General features: G+C 46.7%; 13 protein-coding genes. 3 read left to right on the top strand and 10 right to left on the bottom strand.

Going from position 1 to position 15,308, the window contains the following annotated elements; translation table 11 throughout:
* Positions 1-51: 51 nt before the first annotated feature.
* The 10 genes from N646_RS05250 to dsrO form a co-directional block, all read right to left on the bottom strand.
* Positions 52-291, bottom strand: coding sequence for a hypothetical protein (locus N646_RS05250; RefSeq protein ID WP_017821658.1), 240 nt, complete (start codon positions 289-291; stop codon positions 52-54).
* A gap of 206 nt (positions 292-497) precedes the next feature.
* Positions 498-1,271: a hypothetical protein gene (locus N646_RS05245; RefSeq protein WP_017633868.1), complete on the bottom strand. Its 774-nt coding sequence runs from the start codon at positions 1,269-1,271 to the stop codon at positions 498-500.
* A 102-nt stretch (positions 1,272-1,373) separates the two neighbouring features.
* Complete coding sequence (locus N646_RS05240) at positions 1,374-1,952, bottom strand: PqiC family protein (protein ID WP_017821657.1); 579 nt, start codon at positions 1,950-1,952, stop codon at positions 1,374-1,376.
* Complete coding sequence (gene pqiB / locus N646_RS05235; RefSeq protein WP_017821656.1) at positions 1,952-3,598, bottom strand: intermembrane transport protein PqiB; 1,647 nt, start codon at positions 3,596-3,598, stop codon at positions 1,952-1,954. The genes N646_RS05240 and pqiB overlap by 1 nt, the downstream gene beginning before the upstream one ends.
* A complete protein-coding gene (locus N646_RS05230; protein WP_017821655.1) occupies positions 3,591-4,922 on the bottom strand; it encodes a paraquat-inducible protein A in 1,332 nt (443 codons plus the stop codon). The genes pqiB and N646_RS05230 overlap by 8 nt, the downstream gene beginning before the upstream one ends.
* Before the next feature lie 303 nt (positions 4,923-5,225).
* The gene (locus tag N646_RS05225; RefSeq protein ID WP_017821654.1) at positions 5,226-6,278 is read right to left on the bottom strand and encodes a c-type cytochrome; all 1,053 of its coding nucleotides are present in this window, start codon (positions 6,276-6,278) and stop codon (positions 5,226-5,228) included.
* Positions 6,279-6,286: 8 nt separating this feature from the next.
* On the bottom strand, positions 6,287-6,850 hold the full coding sequence (locus tag N646_RS05220; RefSeq protein ID WP_370687796.1) for a c-type cytochrome: 564 nt from the start codon (positions 6,848-6,850) through the stop codon (positions 6,287-6,289).
* Between the two features lie 277 nt (positions 6,851-7,127).
* The gene (locus tag N646_RS05215; RefSeq protein WP_017821652.1) at positions 7,128-10,220 is read right to left on the bottom strand and encodes a tetrathionate reductase subunit A; all 3,093 of its coding nucleotides are present in this window, start codon (positions 10,218-10,220) and stop codon (positions 7,128-7,130) included.
* Positions 10,221-10,237: 17 nt separating this feature from the next.
* Complete coding sequence (nrfD, locus tag N646_RS05210) at positions 10,238-11,368, bottom strand: NrfD/PsrC family molybdoenzyme membrane anchor subunit (protein WP_017821651.1); 1,131 nt, start codon at positions 11,366-11,368, stop codon at positions 10,238-10,240.
* Positions 11,365-12,132, bottom strand: a complete 768-nt coding sequence (gene dsrO, locus N646_RS05205) for a sulfate reduction electron transfer complex DsrMKJOP subunit DsrO (protein WP_017821650.1) — start codon at positions 12,130-12,132, stop codon at positions 11,365-11,367. Before dsrO ends, nrfD begins: the two co-directional genes overlap by 4 nt.
* Before the next feature lie 180 nt (positions 12,133-12,312).
* Here dsrO and N646_RS05200 point away from each other — a divergent pair, with 180 nt between their 5' ends.
* From N646_RS05200 to N646_RS05190, 3 genes are all read left to right on the top strand, one after another.
* Positions 12,313-14,148 (top strand): sensor histidine kinase, encoded by a 1,836-nt coding sequence (locus tag N646_RS05200; RefSeq protein ID WP_017821649.1) that lies wholly within the window; start codon positions 12,313-12,315, stop codon positions 14,146-14,148.
* Positions 14,149-14,173: 25 nt separating this feature from the next.
* Positions 14,174-14,776 (top strand): response regulator transcription factor, encoded by a 603-nt coding sequence (locus N646_RS05195; RefSeq protein ID WP_017821648.1) that lies wholly within the window; start codon positions 14,174-14,176, stop codon positions 14,774-14,776.
* 102 nt (positions 14,777-14,878) lie between these two features.
* Entirely contained in the window at positions 14,879-15,277 is a 399-nt protein-coding gene (locus tag N646_RS05190) for a hypothetical protein (protein WP_005376702.1), read from the top strand.
* Positions 15,278-15,308: the final 31 nt, after the last annotated feature.

Here is a 15,308-nt window from a genome sequence, read left to right as displayed (position 1 = left end):
TTAGATAGAAAATGATAGCCCCGGTAATGAATTTTATCGGGGCTTTCTTTTTTACTTAACAAGGTAAGACACTTCTAAAAGGTAGGTTTTTGCATCACCAAGCAAAGAGAACGCTTTATCGATGGTTTTAAATCGATCATCAAGCGAGTCGCTGGATATCAGCTGGCTGAATGTTTGCAACGAGAAAGCTTCGTTTGCTTTGAAGAACTGATGTACGTTTTCAAGCTGCACTTTATGAATATGCTCCACCTTATTTAGGGCGGTGGTTAAATCGGAAATGTTAATCGACATTGCTACTCGGGAACCTTATCAACAAGACCTATATGAGGTCATAGAGTGGGGTTTTATATTTTGCGACAGAGAGTAACACCGAAGAGCAATTTATAGTCTGATGAAGATCAATTTGCCTTATTTAAGCATCTGTAACGCGGCACTAGACGTGTACCTAGAGCTAGTACACGTTACAACGCTTGAATATAGGCTAGGGTTTCACCTGATCAAAAGTAAAAGCCAAGTCCGACTAAAAGCCCTTGAGAAGCCGTATCATATTCAAATACCTCTTCATTTTTGTAATCGACCCAGGTCGACTTGTAAGCTAAGTTGAGATCAGACCATTCGTTAAAGCGATAACGAACACCAGTTTGAATGGCATAAGTGAAGTGAGTATCGTTGCCAAGTCCGGCGTCGATACTGGCATGAAATCGCCAGTTTTCACTCAATTCATCAATGAGTCGCAAGCCAACTAAAAAATCGACCCAATCTTCTTGTAATGACAGTCTATCTTCTAGTACCCGGTTGTCATTACGATACAGCTTGCCGGTGATGTCATTGTCCCACCAACGTAATCCAAACATATAATCCAGTTTACCAAATGAATATTGTTCGCGTTGGAATGCCTTTGCTTCTAGAACACCTTGCCGTATTTCGATGTCCGCACGATAACGAGCGTTAGGCAGAGCGCCCTTGATATTATTAACATCACCACTTAAGTTCATGAAACTATAATCTATGTAGTAGCCCCACTTACTTTGGTAAATACTCTCGAATCGCAACATCGCCCCAATATCGAGGTGGTCTACGATGAACTTAGGATCGACATCCACCTCTGATGAAAAGCGACCAATACTGGTATCCCCGTGGATATTCAGTCCTAGCATGTACACTTCTATGCTATTTCGCCAACGAGATTCTTGTGTCTCAGCTGAGAGCGCTACTGATGTAGGTAATACAAGAATGAGTGAGGAGAGTGATAGCAGGTTACATGGTTTCATCCAATTTCCTTTTCGGCTTTTCGTCAGCTTTCAGCTTAGTAGAAGTCGCTACACTCTGCATAAAAAAGGGAAGCAACTTGCTTCCCTGTAATTAACATTGACTTAGAGTTGTTTGGCAATGTCTGAGGTTAGGCTTTCTAAGCCTATGGATAAAGCGTTGACGAGCGCTTCATAGCCCTCATCTTGAAGCGGCTGAGAGATTTGTATTGGCGCGCTGTTTTCTACCTTACCTTCGGCATTAATGAGTAACCATTCCCCCTCAATTTCGATATTACCTTTGTAGCTGCCATTAAATTTATTTAACGTAAGCTGGAGTTTGGCTTCACCGCTTTGATCCAACAGATTATTCATTTCAGTCGGCCAGTAATGACTTTGCTTGTGACGTAGTTCCGCGACGACTCTCTGAGTGATTTGCTCAGAAATACTGTGCGCCCATTGATTGTGCTTCGCCTGAATAACTTGGGTCTCAGAGGTTCGATAAACAATGCCATTATCATTCAAATAACTCGCCAATGTCACTGGACGAACAACTAAAGTTGGGCGCTGAGCGATATCAGAAGAGCTCAGCGTCACTGGTTCCGCCTTAGGTAGAAGGTACATAGCTCCTTTAGTTTGCGGAGCGCTACTGCAACCCGTTAGACCGACAAATAGCGCGATAGACAGAAAGAATACTCGTTTCATTAGTTTTTGCCTTTAACTGGTATTGGGTCACTGATTTCATCTTCTCCAAACACGAGAGAGTTTGGCTTTTCGTTTAGCTGTTTAAGTACGGGTTTAAACTCTGTCATTACGCTTTCTAATTCTTTTAGCGTGGCTTCCATTTCGCTGTACATGGTTGAGTTGGGCCCATAACCATCGAGTGTTTTTTGTAATTGCTGTAAGCTTTGGCGAATATCTGTTGGGATCTCTTGCGTCTCTTTTTGATTCAAAAGTTTATCAATACTGTCCGCCACGCGTTCTGCTGAAGCTAACGTTTTTTCGGACGTTTTTAACGTTGAATTGAGAGAGTCTAGTGTTTCTTCCATTGGTAAGTTATTAATCTTATTTAGGAAGTCGTTCACTTGGCGCTGAACCTGCGCAAAACCACCACGCATGGTTGGGAAAACATCTAAATCAGCAAACTTACTCGGTACGTAAGGCTCGTCGTTTGGATAGAAGTCGGCGTCAACATACAGTGCGCCTGTTAATAAGTTACCTGTTTTTAAAGTACCACGTAGGCCTTTAGCAAACTCACTCTTCAATTTATCTTTTAACATTGGTAAAGATTGGGATTGGAAATCGCCATAAACACGGCCGAGCTCGATTCGTACCAATACAGGGATTTTTTTCGCAGAAAAGTTCTCTTCTGGGGTTGGAAGTCGCATTGGTACACGCATCACAGTACCAATTCTCAAGCCTCGATATTCGACAGGTGCCTTACGTTTAAGTCCTCGTACCGATTCATCAAAAAGCATAACGAATTCAATATAATCATCGTACATGCCTTCTCGAAGTTGTTTAATATCATCGTACAAGCGGAAGTTGACCATATTTTCAGTGAGCTGTTCACCGGATTCAAGACCTGGAACGGTATCGAAGGTAACACCACCCGTTAGCATGCTCTCTAATGAGCCAAACTTGACTTCGAACCCTTCAGCGTTGAGCTGTAAATCTACGCCAGAATTCAGCCAGAACTTGGTACGAGTGCGCACTAAGCTGTCATAAGGCTTGAAAATAAAGAGTTGGTATAACGCTTTGCGAGTGTCAACATCAAAGCTGGTTTTCTCTACACGACCAACCGTAAAGCCTTTATAAATGACGGGGTCACCAACGCCTAGCTTACCAGCCTCGCGGTGTGTTAACACAAGGCGTAACCCCTCTGCATCAGGAGAGGCGACTGGGGGAACATCTAAGACCGTAAAGCGCTCTTTCTCTATCTTAGATTTACCCGGCTGAAGTTGGATATAAGCGCCAGAGAGCAAGGTCTCTAAACCTGAAACGCCATCACGGCCAATACGAGGCTTCACAACCCAAAACATGGTGTCATCTCGCAGCATGCGTTCTGCATCCTTGTTCATTTGTGCCTTAGCGATGATGTGATCGTAATTTTCACTGAGAGTGACTTCAGTAATCAGTCCGACTTTTACATTCAATGCTCGGATTTCGGTTTTGCCAACCTCAATCCCATCTGCGGTTGGCAGTTGGAGAGTAATTTGTGGGCCTGTACTGTTGATATATTGGAACAGCATCCACGCTCCCATGGCTAGCGCAAGGATCGGGACAATCCATATCGCAGAAATCTGCTTTTGCGGTTTTATTTGAGCGGTTACGTTGTTCTCATCACTCATATTTGGCTTTCTCGTTTAAGTTGTCAGAAATCGGCTCCTGCACTTCGTTTTGTGGCAATTGCCACAACAAACGTGAGTCAAATATCATTGCAGAAAGCATAGTAAAAATGACCACTGCCGCGAAAGAGAGCGCAGCAGGACCTGGATAAATCGCCATTAAGTTTTGCAGCTGAACCAGTGCAACTAAGATCGCGACGACGAAGATATCGATCATGGACCAACGGCCAATAAACTCAGTTATGCGGTAGATCTTTAAGCGTGAAATACTCTCTTCGTGCGGAAGATATCGCGCTTTTTGCGCATTGTAATACAGCCACGCGAGTGCCAGCATTTTCGCCATTGGAATAAATACGCTAGCAAAGAAAATTACCATCGCAATAGGGTAAGAACCTAAATGCCAAAGCAATATTACCCCCTCCATGATAGTCGAACCTTCTGCATGTCCAAGACTTACGGTGTACATCATAGGGTAGAGGTTTGCAGGGATATAGAAAATGACTGAAGCAAACAAAAGCGCCCAAGCTTTTTGTAAGTTGTCTGCGGGGTTGTATTTGTGAATAGGGCTTTTACAACGAATGCAGTGTTGGTGTTTTTTAGCTTCAATAGGGTTGAGCTGGTGACACGTATGACAACCAATATGGTTGTGGTTATGGTGCGTATCACCCTCTTTTACATTAGATAGCTCGATAGCTGGAATAAAGTGCCCCCAGAGCCAGCTTTTGTCGACCATTGATATGCATTTGACTACCAGAACGGTATATACACAAAACGCCCAGAATGAAGTGCCCATTCCTATGTCTGCGAGGGAAGCGATTTTAATTAAGCTGACCAACACGCCAATCAAAAAGACATCCACCATTAACCAGGGTTCGACTCGAAACAGAAGACGGCATAAAACTTTTGCCATTCGTTGCTGCTTTCTAGAGGGGGTATGTTTACGTGCTTTTAATGCTTCAAGGTGAAGAAAGAGAATGAGACCAACATAGATTGCAGGCAAAACGATAACTGTTGCGAGTAGCAGCACACCCAAAAGCACATTTTGAAACTCAGCCAGCATTTTGGCAGCGTGCAACAAGGTGATTTCTTGCGACAACCCTTGCACGCTGAACGACATAAAAGGGAAAGAAATGCTTAGCACTAACATGATCAAACATGCCGATGATATGGCGATCACGCTTTGGTAAGGCTTGGCATTCACTTTAGTCAGCGAATGCGAACATCGAGGACATTGTGCTTTTTGCCCCTGTTCGATATCGGGAATGCGAACAACAAGGCCGCACTCTTCGCATGAAATTAACTGACGGGAATTAGGTTGAATACTCATCGGGTAGGTTTTAGATTCATTTGCTTTAAGAATACTCTTTTTTCACTAGGCACGCTTGTTTTGATTCAGGAGTTTACGAGTTTCTTACTTTTGGCATTAGAGGATATGGGAGATCTAAGACATAAACGAAGTCGCGTTTGGTACAAGATTTTACGGCGAAGATGAGTATGTTGGAAGTCGAAAATAATGTGATATTGCTTGTCTGTGGAGGGGGGTAATTACTTGTTTTTAAGGGTAAGTAACCCTGCCCAGATAATCAGAGCAGGGAAAAAGAGCATTTTATTTAAGGTACTTAGTTGTACTTTACTTGACCGTTCCGCTCTTAAAGGCATTGGAGCCGACTTGCGTACCGTTGAGCGTTTTGCCGTAATAGCCTTGGTGCTGGTGATATTTCTCCGCGTTTGCGGTGACATTGCCTTTGAATCGAGGATCTTGTGGACGCTCATGGCTGTTGACGTATGCTGCGACATCCCAAGCTTCTTGCTCTGTCAGCTGTACACTTTTACCAAGCGGCATGTTTTCGTAAATAAAATAGGCCGCTGTGTTAATCCGGTGCATACCTGCGCCCCAGTTATACGCATATTCGCCCCAAAGTGGTGGAATGTATGAATGGTCGTTGGTGTCTTTGATGCCTGAACCGTCGGCGCGATGGCAAGTTTCACAGTTCTTTTCGTAGACCAATGCGCCTCGCTCTATTGATGGTTCTTGCTCAGGGGCGGCGATTTTTGGGTAGCCACGCCCAGAGAGATTACCCCGCTTTTCAATTGGTAATGCTTGTGCGATGGCTTCGGGCAACGGGAAGTCTTTTGCTTTTCCACCAATTTGCAACGTTTTTGCGTCTAGTTCTGGAATGGGTTCATCCGCCATACCATGTTTGTCAAGCAAGCCGCCCATCGCTAACCAGTAGGCGTAAGCACTAAGGGCAACAATTTCTGTCGAATCGTAAGCGGGCGCTTTACCGTTCATGGAATACTCGAAACAACCTTGGATACGGTCAGCATAGCTGTTTACGCGATCGTTTTTCTTACGATATGCAGGGTATGCCATGTAAGCTGCCCACAGTGGCGCAGCGTTTGCTTTTCGTCCTGCCTCCATATGGCAGTTCACACAGTTTTGTTCGTTGCCAACGTATTTTCCGCGCATTTGTTGTGAGTTAACAAAGAGCGAGTAACCGCGTTTTACTTGCTCACCAAATGCGGTGTTTGGGATTGTGCTGAGATCACGCGATTTTAAGTATTCACCGTGCTTTTCTTTTTCTATCGCAGGTAGCTCTTTCTGGCGGTCCGGTAATGGATCGTTAGCTAGTACGAGCGTAGAAATGAAAGGCAGTGCGAACAAAGAATAGAAACGTTTCATGACTGCTCCTAGTAACGTAATGAGGCAAAGTAGTAAGCAAGATTTTCGATCTCTTTGTCAGTGAGATTTTTTGCGATGGTCCCCATCATATTGAGCGGGTCGCCACTGCGAGTGCCGTTTTTCCATGCCATCAATTGCGTTTTTAAGTAATCAGCATGTTGGCTTGCGAGGCGAGGGAACTTGTCGACGCCCATACCGCTGGCTCCATGACAAGTTGCGCAAGCTGGAATATTTCTATCCCAATCGCCTTGGAAAATTAATTTACGATACGGGTTACGAATATCAGCTTGGTCGCCGCGTTGTTCTGGATTCGTGAACTCATAGCTCGGGAGGTTAGCAAAGTACTCCATAACTTCCTTACGGTCTGCGGGATCGCTGAGTTCCTTCGCCATGCCTTGCATGACCACATTTTGGCGTTCGCCACTAAGGAATAGTTCGATTTGAGTGTTGAGATAATTCGCGTTTAAACCAGCGATCATCGGCGCGATATTTGGCTGTCCCATGCCATCTTGGCCGTGACAACCGCTACATACGCTGGCTTTTTCCGGAATAGACGAGGCGCTTGCGCCCATAGTGGTTGCTAACAAACAGGCCACCACCACTGGAAGAATTTTTGACATGCTGACTCACTTTAATTTTTATTAATATGTCTAAGTGCTACTTGGTAGTCACTTGGACAATATTGTCGGCCTTGTCAATAATGAAAGGTATTGTGGATTTCCACATATTTAATAAGTGTAAATGGCCGTATTTGTTTTTATTGGTTGTTCTATAAGCGATAAAAACAAAGTGGTGAAGAGCTGCACAAATCGGCAGCTCTAAGTGGTAGAGACGTCTTAACGTGCGGCGTTACGCTTTGCGGATTTTGGCCGGCAGGGACTGACGTGCCGCCGCGCCCACGACCCAATCCAACAACACGCCTTTGCCTTCTCGAGTAGGGTCAATTAAGCCAATGTCGTTAATATTGACGCCATCTTGGCTGCGCGTTTTTACGGGTTGTTGCTTATCGCCGATCCAGTGCGAGCGTTGTCCTAGCTCGGTATGGCCAAACCCATGTTCAAATCCGAGTGTGCCAGGGCGAATCCCGCTGACTATCATCGCAAGTGCTTTGGTGCTTGCAGATGGTGTCTCGATAACAAACTCATCACCCGTTTTAATGCCTGCGCACTCGGCATCGATTGGATGGATGTACACTGGGTTTACGCCTTTAATCGAGTTCAACCTTGGCGATAGATTGGATACCGCACTGTGAATGTTGGATTTAAAGTTCGTCAGGCTGAAAGGCCATTCTGAGCTTGGGAACTGGTCTTCCATTGATGTGCCATCGGCCAGTTTTTGTGGATGCCATGTTGGGCAACCCGTGTAGAAATCACCGGTCATGGTGTTTCTTGCGCTGCCGACACGTTCATTCCATATCGCGACAGGTCGTGTCCATTTGTGCTTCATTTGCTCACCTTGATACGCTTCGGTTGCATTTTCAAAACGTCCACCGCGAGCAAAAATAAACGCCACACGTTTCATCTCATCCGCTGTCAGCGTCTTCTGCATGGCTGGCATTAAACGCTCTAGGCCGGACCACGCAATGTCTTCTGCCGAAACTTCAGGCACCCCGCCTTTCACATAAGCCAAGTTTGCCGCGGAACGTAAGTAGAAATCTTCAGCGCTGTGGAGAGCGTGCCAATTCCCTTGCGCATCTTGAATCGCGTTGTCACCAAAGCCGCCTAGTTGCATTTTCTTGGCGACATCAATCAAAAAGTTTTCTAAGCAAATTGAACGACCATCGGCGGTTTTCTCTGTTCGCGCTCCCACAATCGGCCAACGAGCGGTGACGGTTTTCACCGGAACGTCGTGCCAAGGCGTTGCCATACCCCAGCTTTCGTAGGTGACCGTGTCCGGCACAATATAGTCCGACAATGCGGTGGTTTCGTTAATGAACGCATCAACAGACACAATCAAACCGAGTTTTTTTGGATCTTTAAGCTTGTCTTCCAGCAGAGCTTTCAAACCGGGTACACCATACATTGGGTTCGCCATGTGATTGATCCACGCTTTAACGCGGTATGGATAACCATCAATAGCCGCAGATAGGTGCTCTGTCAGCAGTGGCGCGGCAAACGGATACCAAGGCGCGCGAGTTGGATAAGGGGATTCACCAGCCTCAACGCGACGTTTGTATTCGCTTGTTTTGTGGTAGGGGAATTTACTGCGCGACAAAAAGACGCCTTTCGGGCCGACTTTGCCAGCAAATTTGGTGAAGTCGTAACGAGGACCCGCAGCGGAAGTTGGGTAGCCACCCGCTTTGGCCATCGCGCCGCCTTTCATATTTATGTTACCAATCAACGCATTGAGCATCATGATGGTAAACGAGTTATAGAACCCATTGGTGTGCATGTTGCCACCGTGGGTATCGACCACCGCTTTTGTTCCGTGACTGGTGAAGCGCTTTGCTAGTTCAACAATTTGTTCGACAGGGATTTCACATTGTTGGCTGTAGAACGCAAGGCTGTATTTGAACGCCTCTTCTTTGAGTCTTTGTAGAGACGATTTTACGCGCACTTCGCCCGATGCAAGCGAAACCGTTTTATCGACAAACAGTGCCGCTTCCTCTTCTTGGGTATGAACACCAAATTCGCCGCTTTGCTCATCCACGATGACGTATGGGTCGGAGTCAGACAACGCTTCGCCCTCGAATGGCAGATTCAAGTCCGACGCGCGTAAAAACGTGCCGTTTCTCGGGTGCTGATTATCGCTTATCACGAGATGCGTAGCATTACACCAGTGCGCGGTGCCGGCTCGCTTCATCGCGTTTGCCCCCGGCTGCGCCAAGAAGGTTTTGTTGTAGCGTTGGTTTTCGATGATCCACTGGATCATGCCAAGCACGAGGGCAGAGTCGGTGCCTGGTTTGATTGGTACCCAGCGGTTGTTGTCACCGGCAGCCAAGCTCGATGAACCAGCAGGCAAACTTGGTGTGATGATGGTGTATTCCAAGCTACCTTCTGTTCGCGCATTGGCGAGTTGGCGCGCCTGACGCTTAAAAGGGTTACCCGCTTGAGCTGGTGACATACCGATGAAGATGATGTATTCCGCGTTATCAAAGTCTGGCTTCAAGTGCGCGTTCTTATCTAAATCGTTCATGAATGCGCCGCTGCCAGCACGAAATGCGTAGCCGCAGTAAGAGCCATGATGCCCAAAGTTACGCGTACCATAGCTGTTGAACGCGAAGCGTTTGAATATGTCGTCTCGGCCTTCGTTACCGGCGTTGGTCATTAACAGTTGGTTGGCTTTCGGTCCATATTCTGGGTTTTCAGGATCAACGGGCGTTGTTAAATCGCGAATGTCGCGTAAGCCATCCACATGACCTTCACCAAATAAATCACCGCCCTCGACGACTTCTTCTATCAGTTGTTCGTAACTGATCGGAATCCATTTTCCTTCGCCGCGTTTTCCAACTCGTTTCAGTGGCTGAGTAATGCGGTACGGGCTGTTGCGAATTTCTAGCATCCCATTGCCACGTGCGCATGCTGTTGAACGACCGTCAAGGCCCGCTTCTCCTGCCAAACTTAAATAAGCACCTTTGACTGGCGTTTCGAACGGAATGTGTTGCTGATGAGAGAGTGGGTGATATGGGTTGCCAGTAATACGCAAAATCTCGTCGTTGCGGTTATCAATGCGTACACGCAATCCGCACAGTGACCAACAACCAAAGCACATCGATGGTGCAACGCGCTGATTTGGATTAGGGATTAGGTTGCCTTTGCTGTTGACCGTGTACTCTGGTTCAAGCGAGTTACCGTGGTGAATATCACGCGTTTTTTCTCCCGCAGTGCCTTCGAGCGCACCCTCGACCATGTGTTTGGTGGTGGTGGCGTAACCCGCAGCGAATGCGCCAAGCCCACCCACTGCAATGCCTGATTTCAAAAACTGACGGCGTTTGTTATCCATGATGAAATCCCCTTTGATTAGCGTTCAGTTAAGGTGGGTGATGAGGCTTTTACTTCGATCTTTTGTTTTGGCTGAACCAGCTCCGAACCGAGCAGTGCCAGTGCAAGCCATAATCCGAGCATGCCGATAATGCCTATCCAGCCATTTCCATCCATAGTGAGTTGGTATGGATACAGCCCTGCATCGAACTTGGCGATGGTTTGCACTTCCATGATGGTAAACCAGCGAATCAGCCATGCACTTTCCAGTGCGGCAGCAGACACAAAACTGAGCCCTATGACGTGACGAAATCTGGCTGATGCGGACTTTTTGGTATCGCGCAAGAAGATGAAAGCGAGCAAAACACAACCTAAAACGACAAAAGTGAGCAGGGCAATGTTGTGCATCCATTGTTCGCTAGAATAGAGCGAAAATGCGGAATTGTTGGATGCCCAAATCGGTAGCAGTATCAGCGTTAATACACCGCTGGTAACCACTGATTTTTTCAGTAAATTAGTATCGCCAGATGTCAGCGTCTTTGACTGACTAGGCAGCAGTAACCAAATCAGCAGAGAAAATCCGACAGCGCCCATAAATGCAGTGACAAACCAAAGAATTGGTGACGCGGGTTGGTGCCATAAAGAGCGCGATTTAACGACCGCAATTTCAGCGCCTGTGTAGACTGCAATGGTGATGCCTGATAGCACCGTGATGGCAGACACCATAAGCATGACTCTACGAGAGAGCGCCCAGTCACCCAGTGACAGCTTTGAAATTAGAGGCAGTACTTTCCCTGGCTGATTACGTAAGTTGATCAGATCCTCGCGGAGATACAGCCATGCAGTCACTACCGCTAAACCTGAGAAAACAGGCAAGAAAAGCGACCCTAAAGACATCCATGACCACGGAGTGATGTGTGCGTAGAAATGCCATGCGCGTCCCGGTTGGTGAAGGTCGCCAGTTAACGCTAATGGCCCCACGATGGCGCCGATGGCCAGCGTCAGAACAAGCGCAGCGCGCAGTCTGTGACTGGTGTGTTTTTCAAATAATAGGGCGATTAGGAATAAAACAGCAGCCGCATAAGCTGAGCCGATGTAGAAGAAATACTGCACTGCCCACGGGAGCCAAGCCATTGCTTGAGGTTGGACTAACACTTCGGTGATGTTCATGCGCGCTCTCCCTGTGGGTCGTAAATAGCAGGTTGTCCGTCGATGTGGCTGGTGAAGCGTTCATCCATGCCGATGTAAAACACGTGTGGCTTGGTGCCTTCATTGGGTTTTAGCACTTTGATATCGTCTTGGTGCTTCGCAATTAAGCGGCGGACTTCGCTTGATGGATCATTCAAATCACCAATTACACGTGCACCGCCAACACAGGTTTCCACGCAGGCAGGCAATAGACCTTGTTCTAGACGGTGAGCACAGAAGGTACATTTATCTGCGGTGAGGGTGTCTTCATTGATAAAGCGAGCATCGTAAGGGCAAGCTTGTACGCAGTACGCGCAGGCGACGCAGCGGCTGTTATCCACCATGACAATGCCATCTTTGCGCTGAAAGGTTGCTTGAACCGGACACACTGCCACGCAAGGTGGGTTGTCGCAGTGGTTACACAGGCGCGGTAGCATAAAGGCTTTTGCTTCTCGCGTGGCTGTAGAGCCATCATCTAACGTAACTTCGTATTGCTTTACGGTGGTTCGGAACTGACCGATTGGCGCTTGGTTCTCGATGCTGCAACCCACAGTGCAAGCCTGGCATCCGACACATTTACGCAAATCTATCACCATGGCATAACGCTTCCCGACTTGTCCTTTTCGGTCAGCGGACTGGTTATTTCGAATAATGTTTCCCGCAGTTGCCGTGCCAATGCCAGCGACTGGAATTAACGCGGCTCCGGCTGTGACCGCGCTGAGAAAGCGACGTTTGGTGGAATCCATAACTCACCTGCTTTTTTTGTTGTATTTGAATTGACTGATTCCATTGTGAGAAATGCACTGCGAGGCTTATATTGTGGATTTCCACATACCCAGATCAAACTTGATCTAAAACAAATGTGGTTTACCAAGGGTAGCTGTTATTCTTGCTCCATTACTTTCGAAGGAACGATTCTACTCATCATGAACAAAACGCCACGGTTGCTTCAGTTTTGGGTTCTTTGCTTAGTTGCCTTTGCATCTTTGGCTCAGGGCGCAGTTTCTGAACAAGAATATCTGCAAGAAATGCAAGAGCAAAAGGCAGTGCAGCCAGAGGCCAAGCAGAAAGTCGAAGTGGGCGTGTTAGCGATACGTGGTCACCTTTATGCTGAGCAGAGATGGCAACCGACCATTGATTGGCTCAATCAGCAAATTTCTGATGTGCATTTTGTTCTTCATCCCCTTAACTTGGATGAAATGGGCGAAGCGGTGAAGTTTCAGACGATGGATTTCATCTTAACTAACCCAGGTCAGGCAGTGCGATTGGGTAGGCAATACGCGCTATCGTGGATGGCAACGCTAACCAGCCGAGCGCCGCAAAATTCGAACTACGGAATTGGTTCGGCGCTGGTGGTTCGAGCCAGTTCAAGCTATCAAACATTGCAAGATGTCTCAGGGCTTCCCGTTGCTGCTGTATCAGAAAAAGCCTTTGGCGGTTACTTAACGCTGCGTTACCAGATAGTCGAAATGGGTCTTAATCCTAACGATTTCTTTGCTGATGTCCGTTACCTCGGCTTTCCTATTGATGCCAACCTGTATCAATTGCGTGATGGCAATGTGGAAGCCGCTGTCGTCCCTGCTTGTTTATTGGAACAGATGCAAAATGAAGGTCTGTTACAGCAAGGGGATTTTCGAGTCCTAAATCAACAGCCAAATGAACATTCTTCGTGCGCTGTTTCTACGCCGTTATATCCAAACTGGTCATTTGCCAAAACAGAGCGCGGCTCTGCTCAGATCGCCAAACAGATTGCGCAAGTATTGTTAGCGATGCCACCTGAACACCCTGCGGTTATTGCGGCAGGCGCATCAGGTTGGACGTCACCCGTCAGCTTGCTGAGCATCGACAAACTTTATCAGGCGCTAGACCTCCATCCGTTGCAGCAGCCTTGGTGGCAAGAAGCATTGCGCTGGCTGCGTAGTCATCAGGAATGGGCGTGGGCGCTGTTCATTTTTGTGATTGTATTGAACGCTTACCACTTTTGGCTTGAGTATCGATTTAGCAAGAGCAAGCAAGCGTTGGAGCAGACATCGTTACGTTTAAAAGAGAAAAGTGAACAGTTAGAGCATTCACAAAGAGTCGCGATTGTCGGTGAAATCGGCACCAGTCTTGCCCATGAGCTCAATCAGCCATTGGCAGCCATTCGCAATTATAGTGAAGGCGGTTTACTTCGCTTGGCCAAAAAACGCCCACATGAAGATATTGTCCCTGTGCTTGAGAAAATACAGGGCCAAGTTGAAAGAGCCGATGCAATTATTCAGCGATTAAGAACGTTGATTCGTAAGCGCAGTGTCGACAAAACGTCGTGTGATCTTCAAGTACTTATTGATGACACGATTGAGTTGCTCCATTTTAGAATGCAGAAGCAAAACATTTCTATTGTGGCCAGTACAGAAGGGAACATTCGTCCGTTACTTGTCGATGCAGTTGGCGTACAACAGGTTTTAGTTAATGTGATCAGCAACGCGATTGATGCGTGTACTTTGTTCCAAGAGAAATATCACTCATCAGGTTATCAAGGTAAAATTGCCCTGCATTGCGATTACCAAATCAGTCAACTCTCTATTCGAGTGTTAGACAATGGTACAGGGTTGCAGCAAGAGAATCCGACTCAAGCGTTTGTGAGTAGCAAAGAAGAAGGGCTTGGGCTAGGGTTAGCCATTTGTCGCGATGTGATGGAAATGCATGGTGGCGAGTTTGTCATCAGCTCGACAGCACCACATGGTTGTTTGGTTGAGCTTGTGCTTCCATATCAAAACTAATCTGAACTAGGCATAGGAGCATTCAATGAGCAGCGGTGAAAAGCAGCTACCTGTTTTTGTAGTCGATGATGATGAATCGGTGCGTGACTCGCTCGCTTTTATGCTGGAAGAGCATGACTTCAACGTGACGACTTTTGCTGATGGGCAATCTTTTCTCGATAAAGTGAACATTCATCAGGCCGGATGTGTGATCCTTGATAGCCGAATGCCCAACCTTCGTGGTCAGCAAGTGCACCAAGTTTTAAATAAAGCCAACAGCCCGTTAGCCGTTATTTATCTGACAGGGCATGGTGATGTTCCGATGGCGGTCGATGCATTGCATGCTGGGGCGGTCAATTTCTTCCAAAAACCAGTCAAAGGCGATGAACTGGCACGAGCCATTTTGCAGGGACAGGCGCAGTCTGCCACAAACCTCGATATGGCAGCAGCAAAATCGGCTTATGAATCGCTCACACCTAGAGAAAAAGACATTTTGCGTTTGATCATTGAAGGAAAACGCAACATTCGTATTGCTGACGAACTTTGCATAGCAATGCGAACGGTTGAAGTACACCGAGCCAATCTATTGAAGAAGTTCTCGGCAAAAACCGTCGCAGAGTTGGCATATATTTATGGCAAGTTAGATTAAAGCTTAGCGAGTGAAGCCTCTTAAGGCTATTTAGAGGATACAACTTGAGCTTTATGACGACTCGCGTATTATCTTCTTCGTTCTTACTTTATCTGAATTCTTATGAGTTTGTTGACTAAACGACATCACACGCCACATAAGCGGGCAAAATGGCTACTGGCGATTATTGGCTGGGTGGTCGTTGTGTGTCTGATGCAAAATTCAGGCTTTGCATCGTCATGCTCTATGAAATATGAGACGGAATCGCCCGCGGTTTCACTTGCTGATGAGCGTTCGAGCGTCAAGTCGATTGATACTAAAGAAACTAGCAAGTGCGAATTGTCTGAAAAGTTAATTCAGTTTTCTCAACATCAACTCGATGTATTTATTGTTGTTCTGTTTGTCGGTCTTTTTGCTTCGGCAATTTGGTTGTGCAGTGCCTATATTGGTGCGCAACATTGGACGGAACCGATAGGCCGTAAGTATCGAGTCCATCTGACTTTCTGTGTGTTCCGAGAATAAAAGCGTGCTTTCTGACCACTAGCGTCAGTTA

The organism is Vibrio alginolyticus NBRC 15630 = ATCC 17749 (assembly GCF_000354175.2).
In the GTDB taxonomy this organism is placed as follows: Bacteria; Pseudomonadota; Gammaproteobacteria; order Enterobacterales; family Vibrionaceae; genus Vibrio; species Vibrio alginolyticus.
The sequence above is the reverse complement of the archived record's forward strand: the minus strand, read 5'-3'. Positions and strand labels throughout refer to the sequence as shown.

What these genes read in the sequence shown, in the direction of transcription:
- N646_RS05195 (WP_017821648.1), top strand. Translation starts at nt 14,174, where the DNA reads ATGAGCAGCGGTGAAAAGCAGCTACCTGTTTTTGTAGTCGATGATGAT.
- N646_RS05230 (WP_017821655.1), bottom strand. Translation starts at nt 4,922, where the DNA reads ATGAGTATTCAACCTAATTCCCGTCAGTTAATTTCATGCGAAGAGTGC.
- N646_RS05240 (WP_017821657.1), bottom strand. Translation starts at nt 1,952, where the DNA reads ATGAAACGAGTATTCTTTCTGTCTATCGCGCTATTTGTCGGTCTAACG.
- N646_RS05190 (WP_005376702.1), top strand. Translation starts at nt 14,879, where the DNA reads ATGAGTTTGTTGACTAAACGACATCACACGCCACATAAGCGGGCAAAA.
- N646_RS05245 (WP_017633868.1), bottom strand. Translation starts at nt 1,271, where the DNA reads ATGAAACCATGTAACCTGCTATCACTCTCCTCACTCATTCTTGTATTA.
- pqiB (WP_017821656.1), bottom strand. Translation starts at nt 3,598, where the DNA reads ATGAGTGATGAGAACAACGTAACCGCTCAAATAAAACCGCAAAAGCAG.
- N646_RS05250 (WP_017821658.1), bottom strand. Translation starts at nt 291, where the DNA reads ATGTCGATTAACATTTCCGATTTAACCACCGCCCTAAATAAGGTGGAG.
- N646_RS05225 (WP_017821654.1), bottom strand. Translation starts at nt 6,278, where the DNA reads ATGAAACGTTTCTATTCTTTGTTCGCACTGCCTTTCATTTCTACGCTC.
- N646_RS05220 (WP_370687796.1), bottom strand. Translation starts at nt 6,850, where the DNA reads ATGGGCGCAAGCGCCTCGTCTATTCCGGAAAAAGCCAGCGTATGTAGC.
- dsrO (WP_017821650.1), bottom strand. Translation starts at nt 12,132, where the DNA reads ATGGATTCCACCAAACGTCGCTTTCTCAGCGCGGTCACAGCCGGAGCC.
- N646_RS05215 (WP_017821652.1), bottom strand. Translation starts at nt 10,220, where the DNA reads ATGGATAACAAACGCCGTCAGTTTTTGAAATCAGGCATTGCAGTGGGT.
- nrfD (WP_017821651.1), bottom strand. Translation starts at nt 11,368, where the DNA reads ATGAACATCACCGAAGTGTTAGTCCAACCTCAAGCAATGGCTTGGCTC.
- N646_RS05200 (WP_017821649.1), top strand. Translation starts at nt 12,313, where the DNA reads ATGAACAAAACGCCACGGTTGCTTCAGTTTTGGGTTCTTTGCTTAGTT.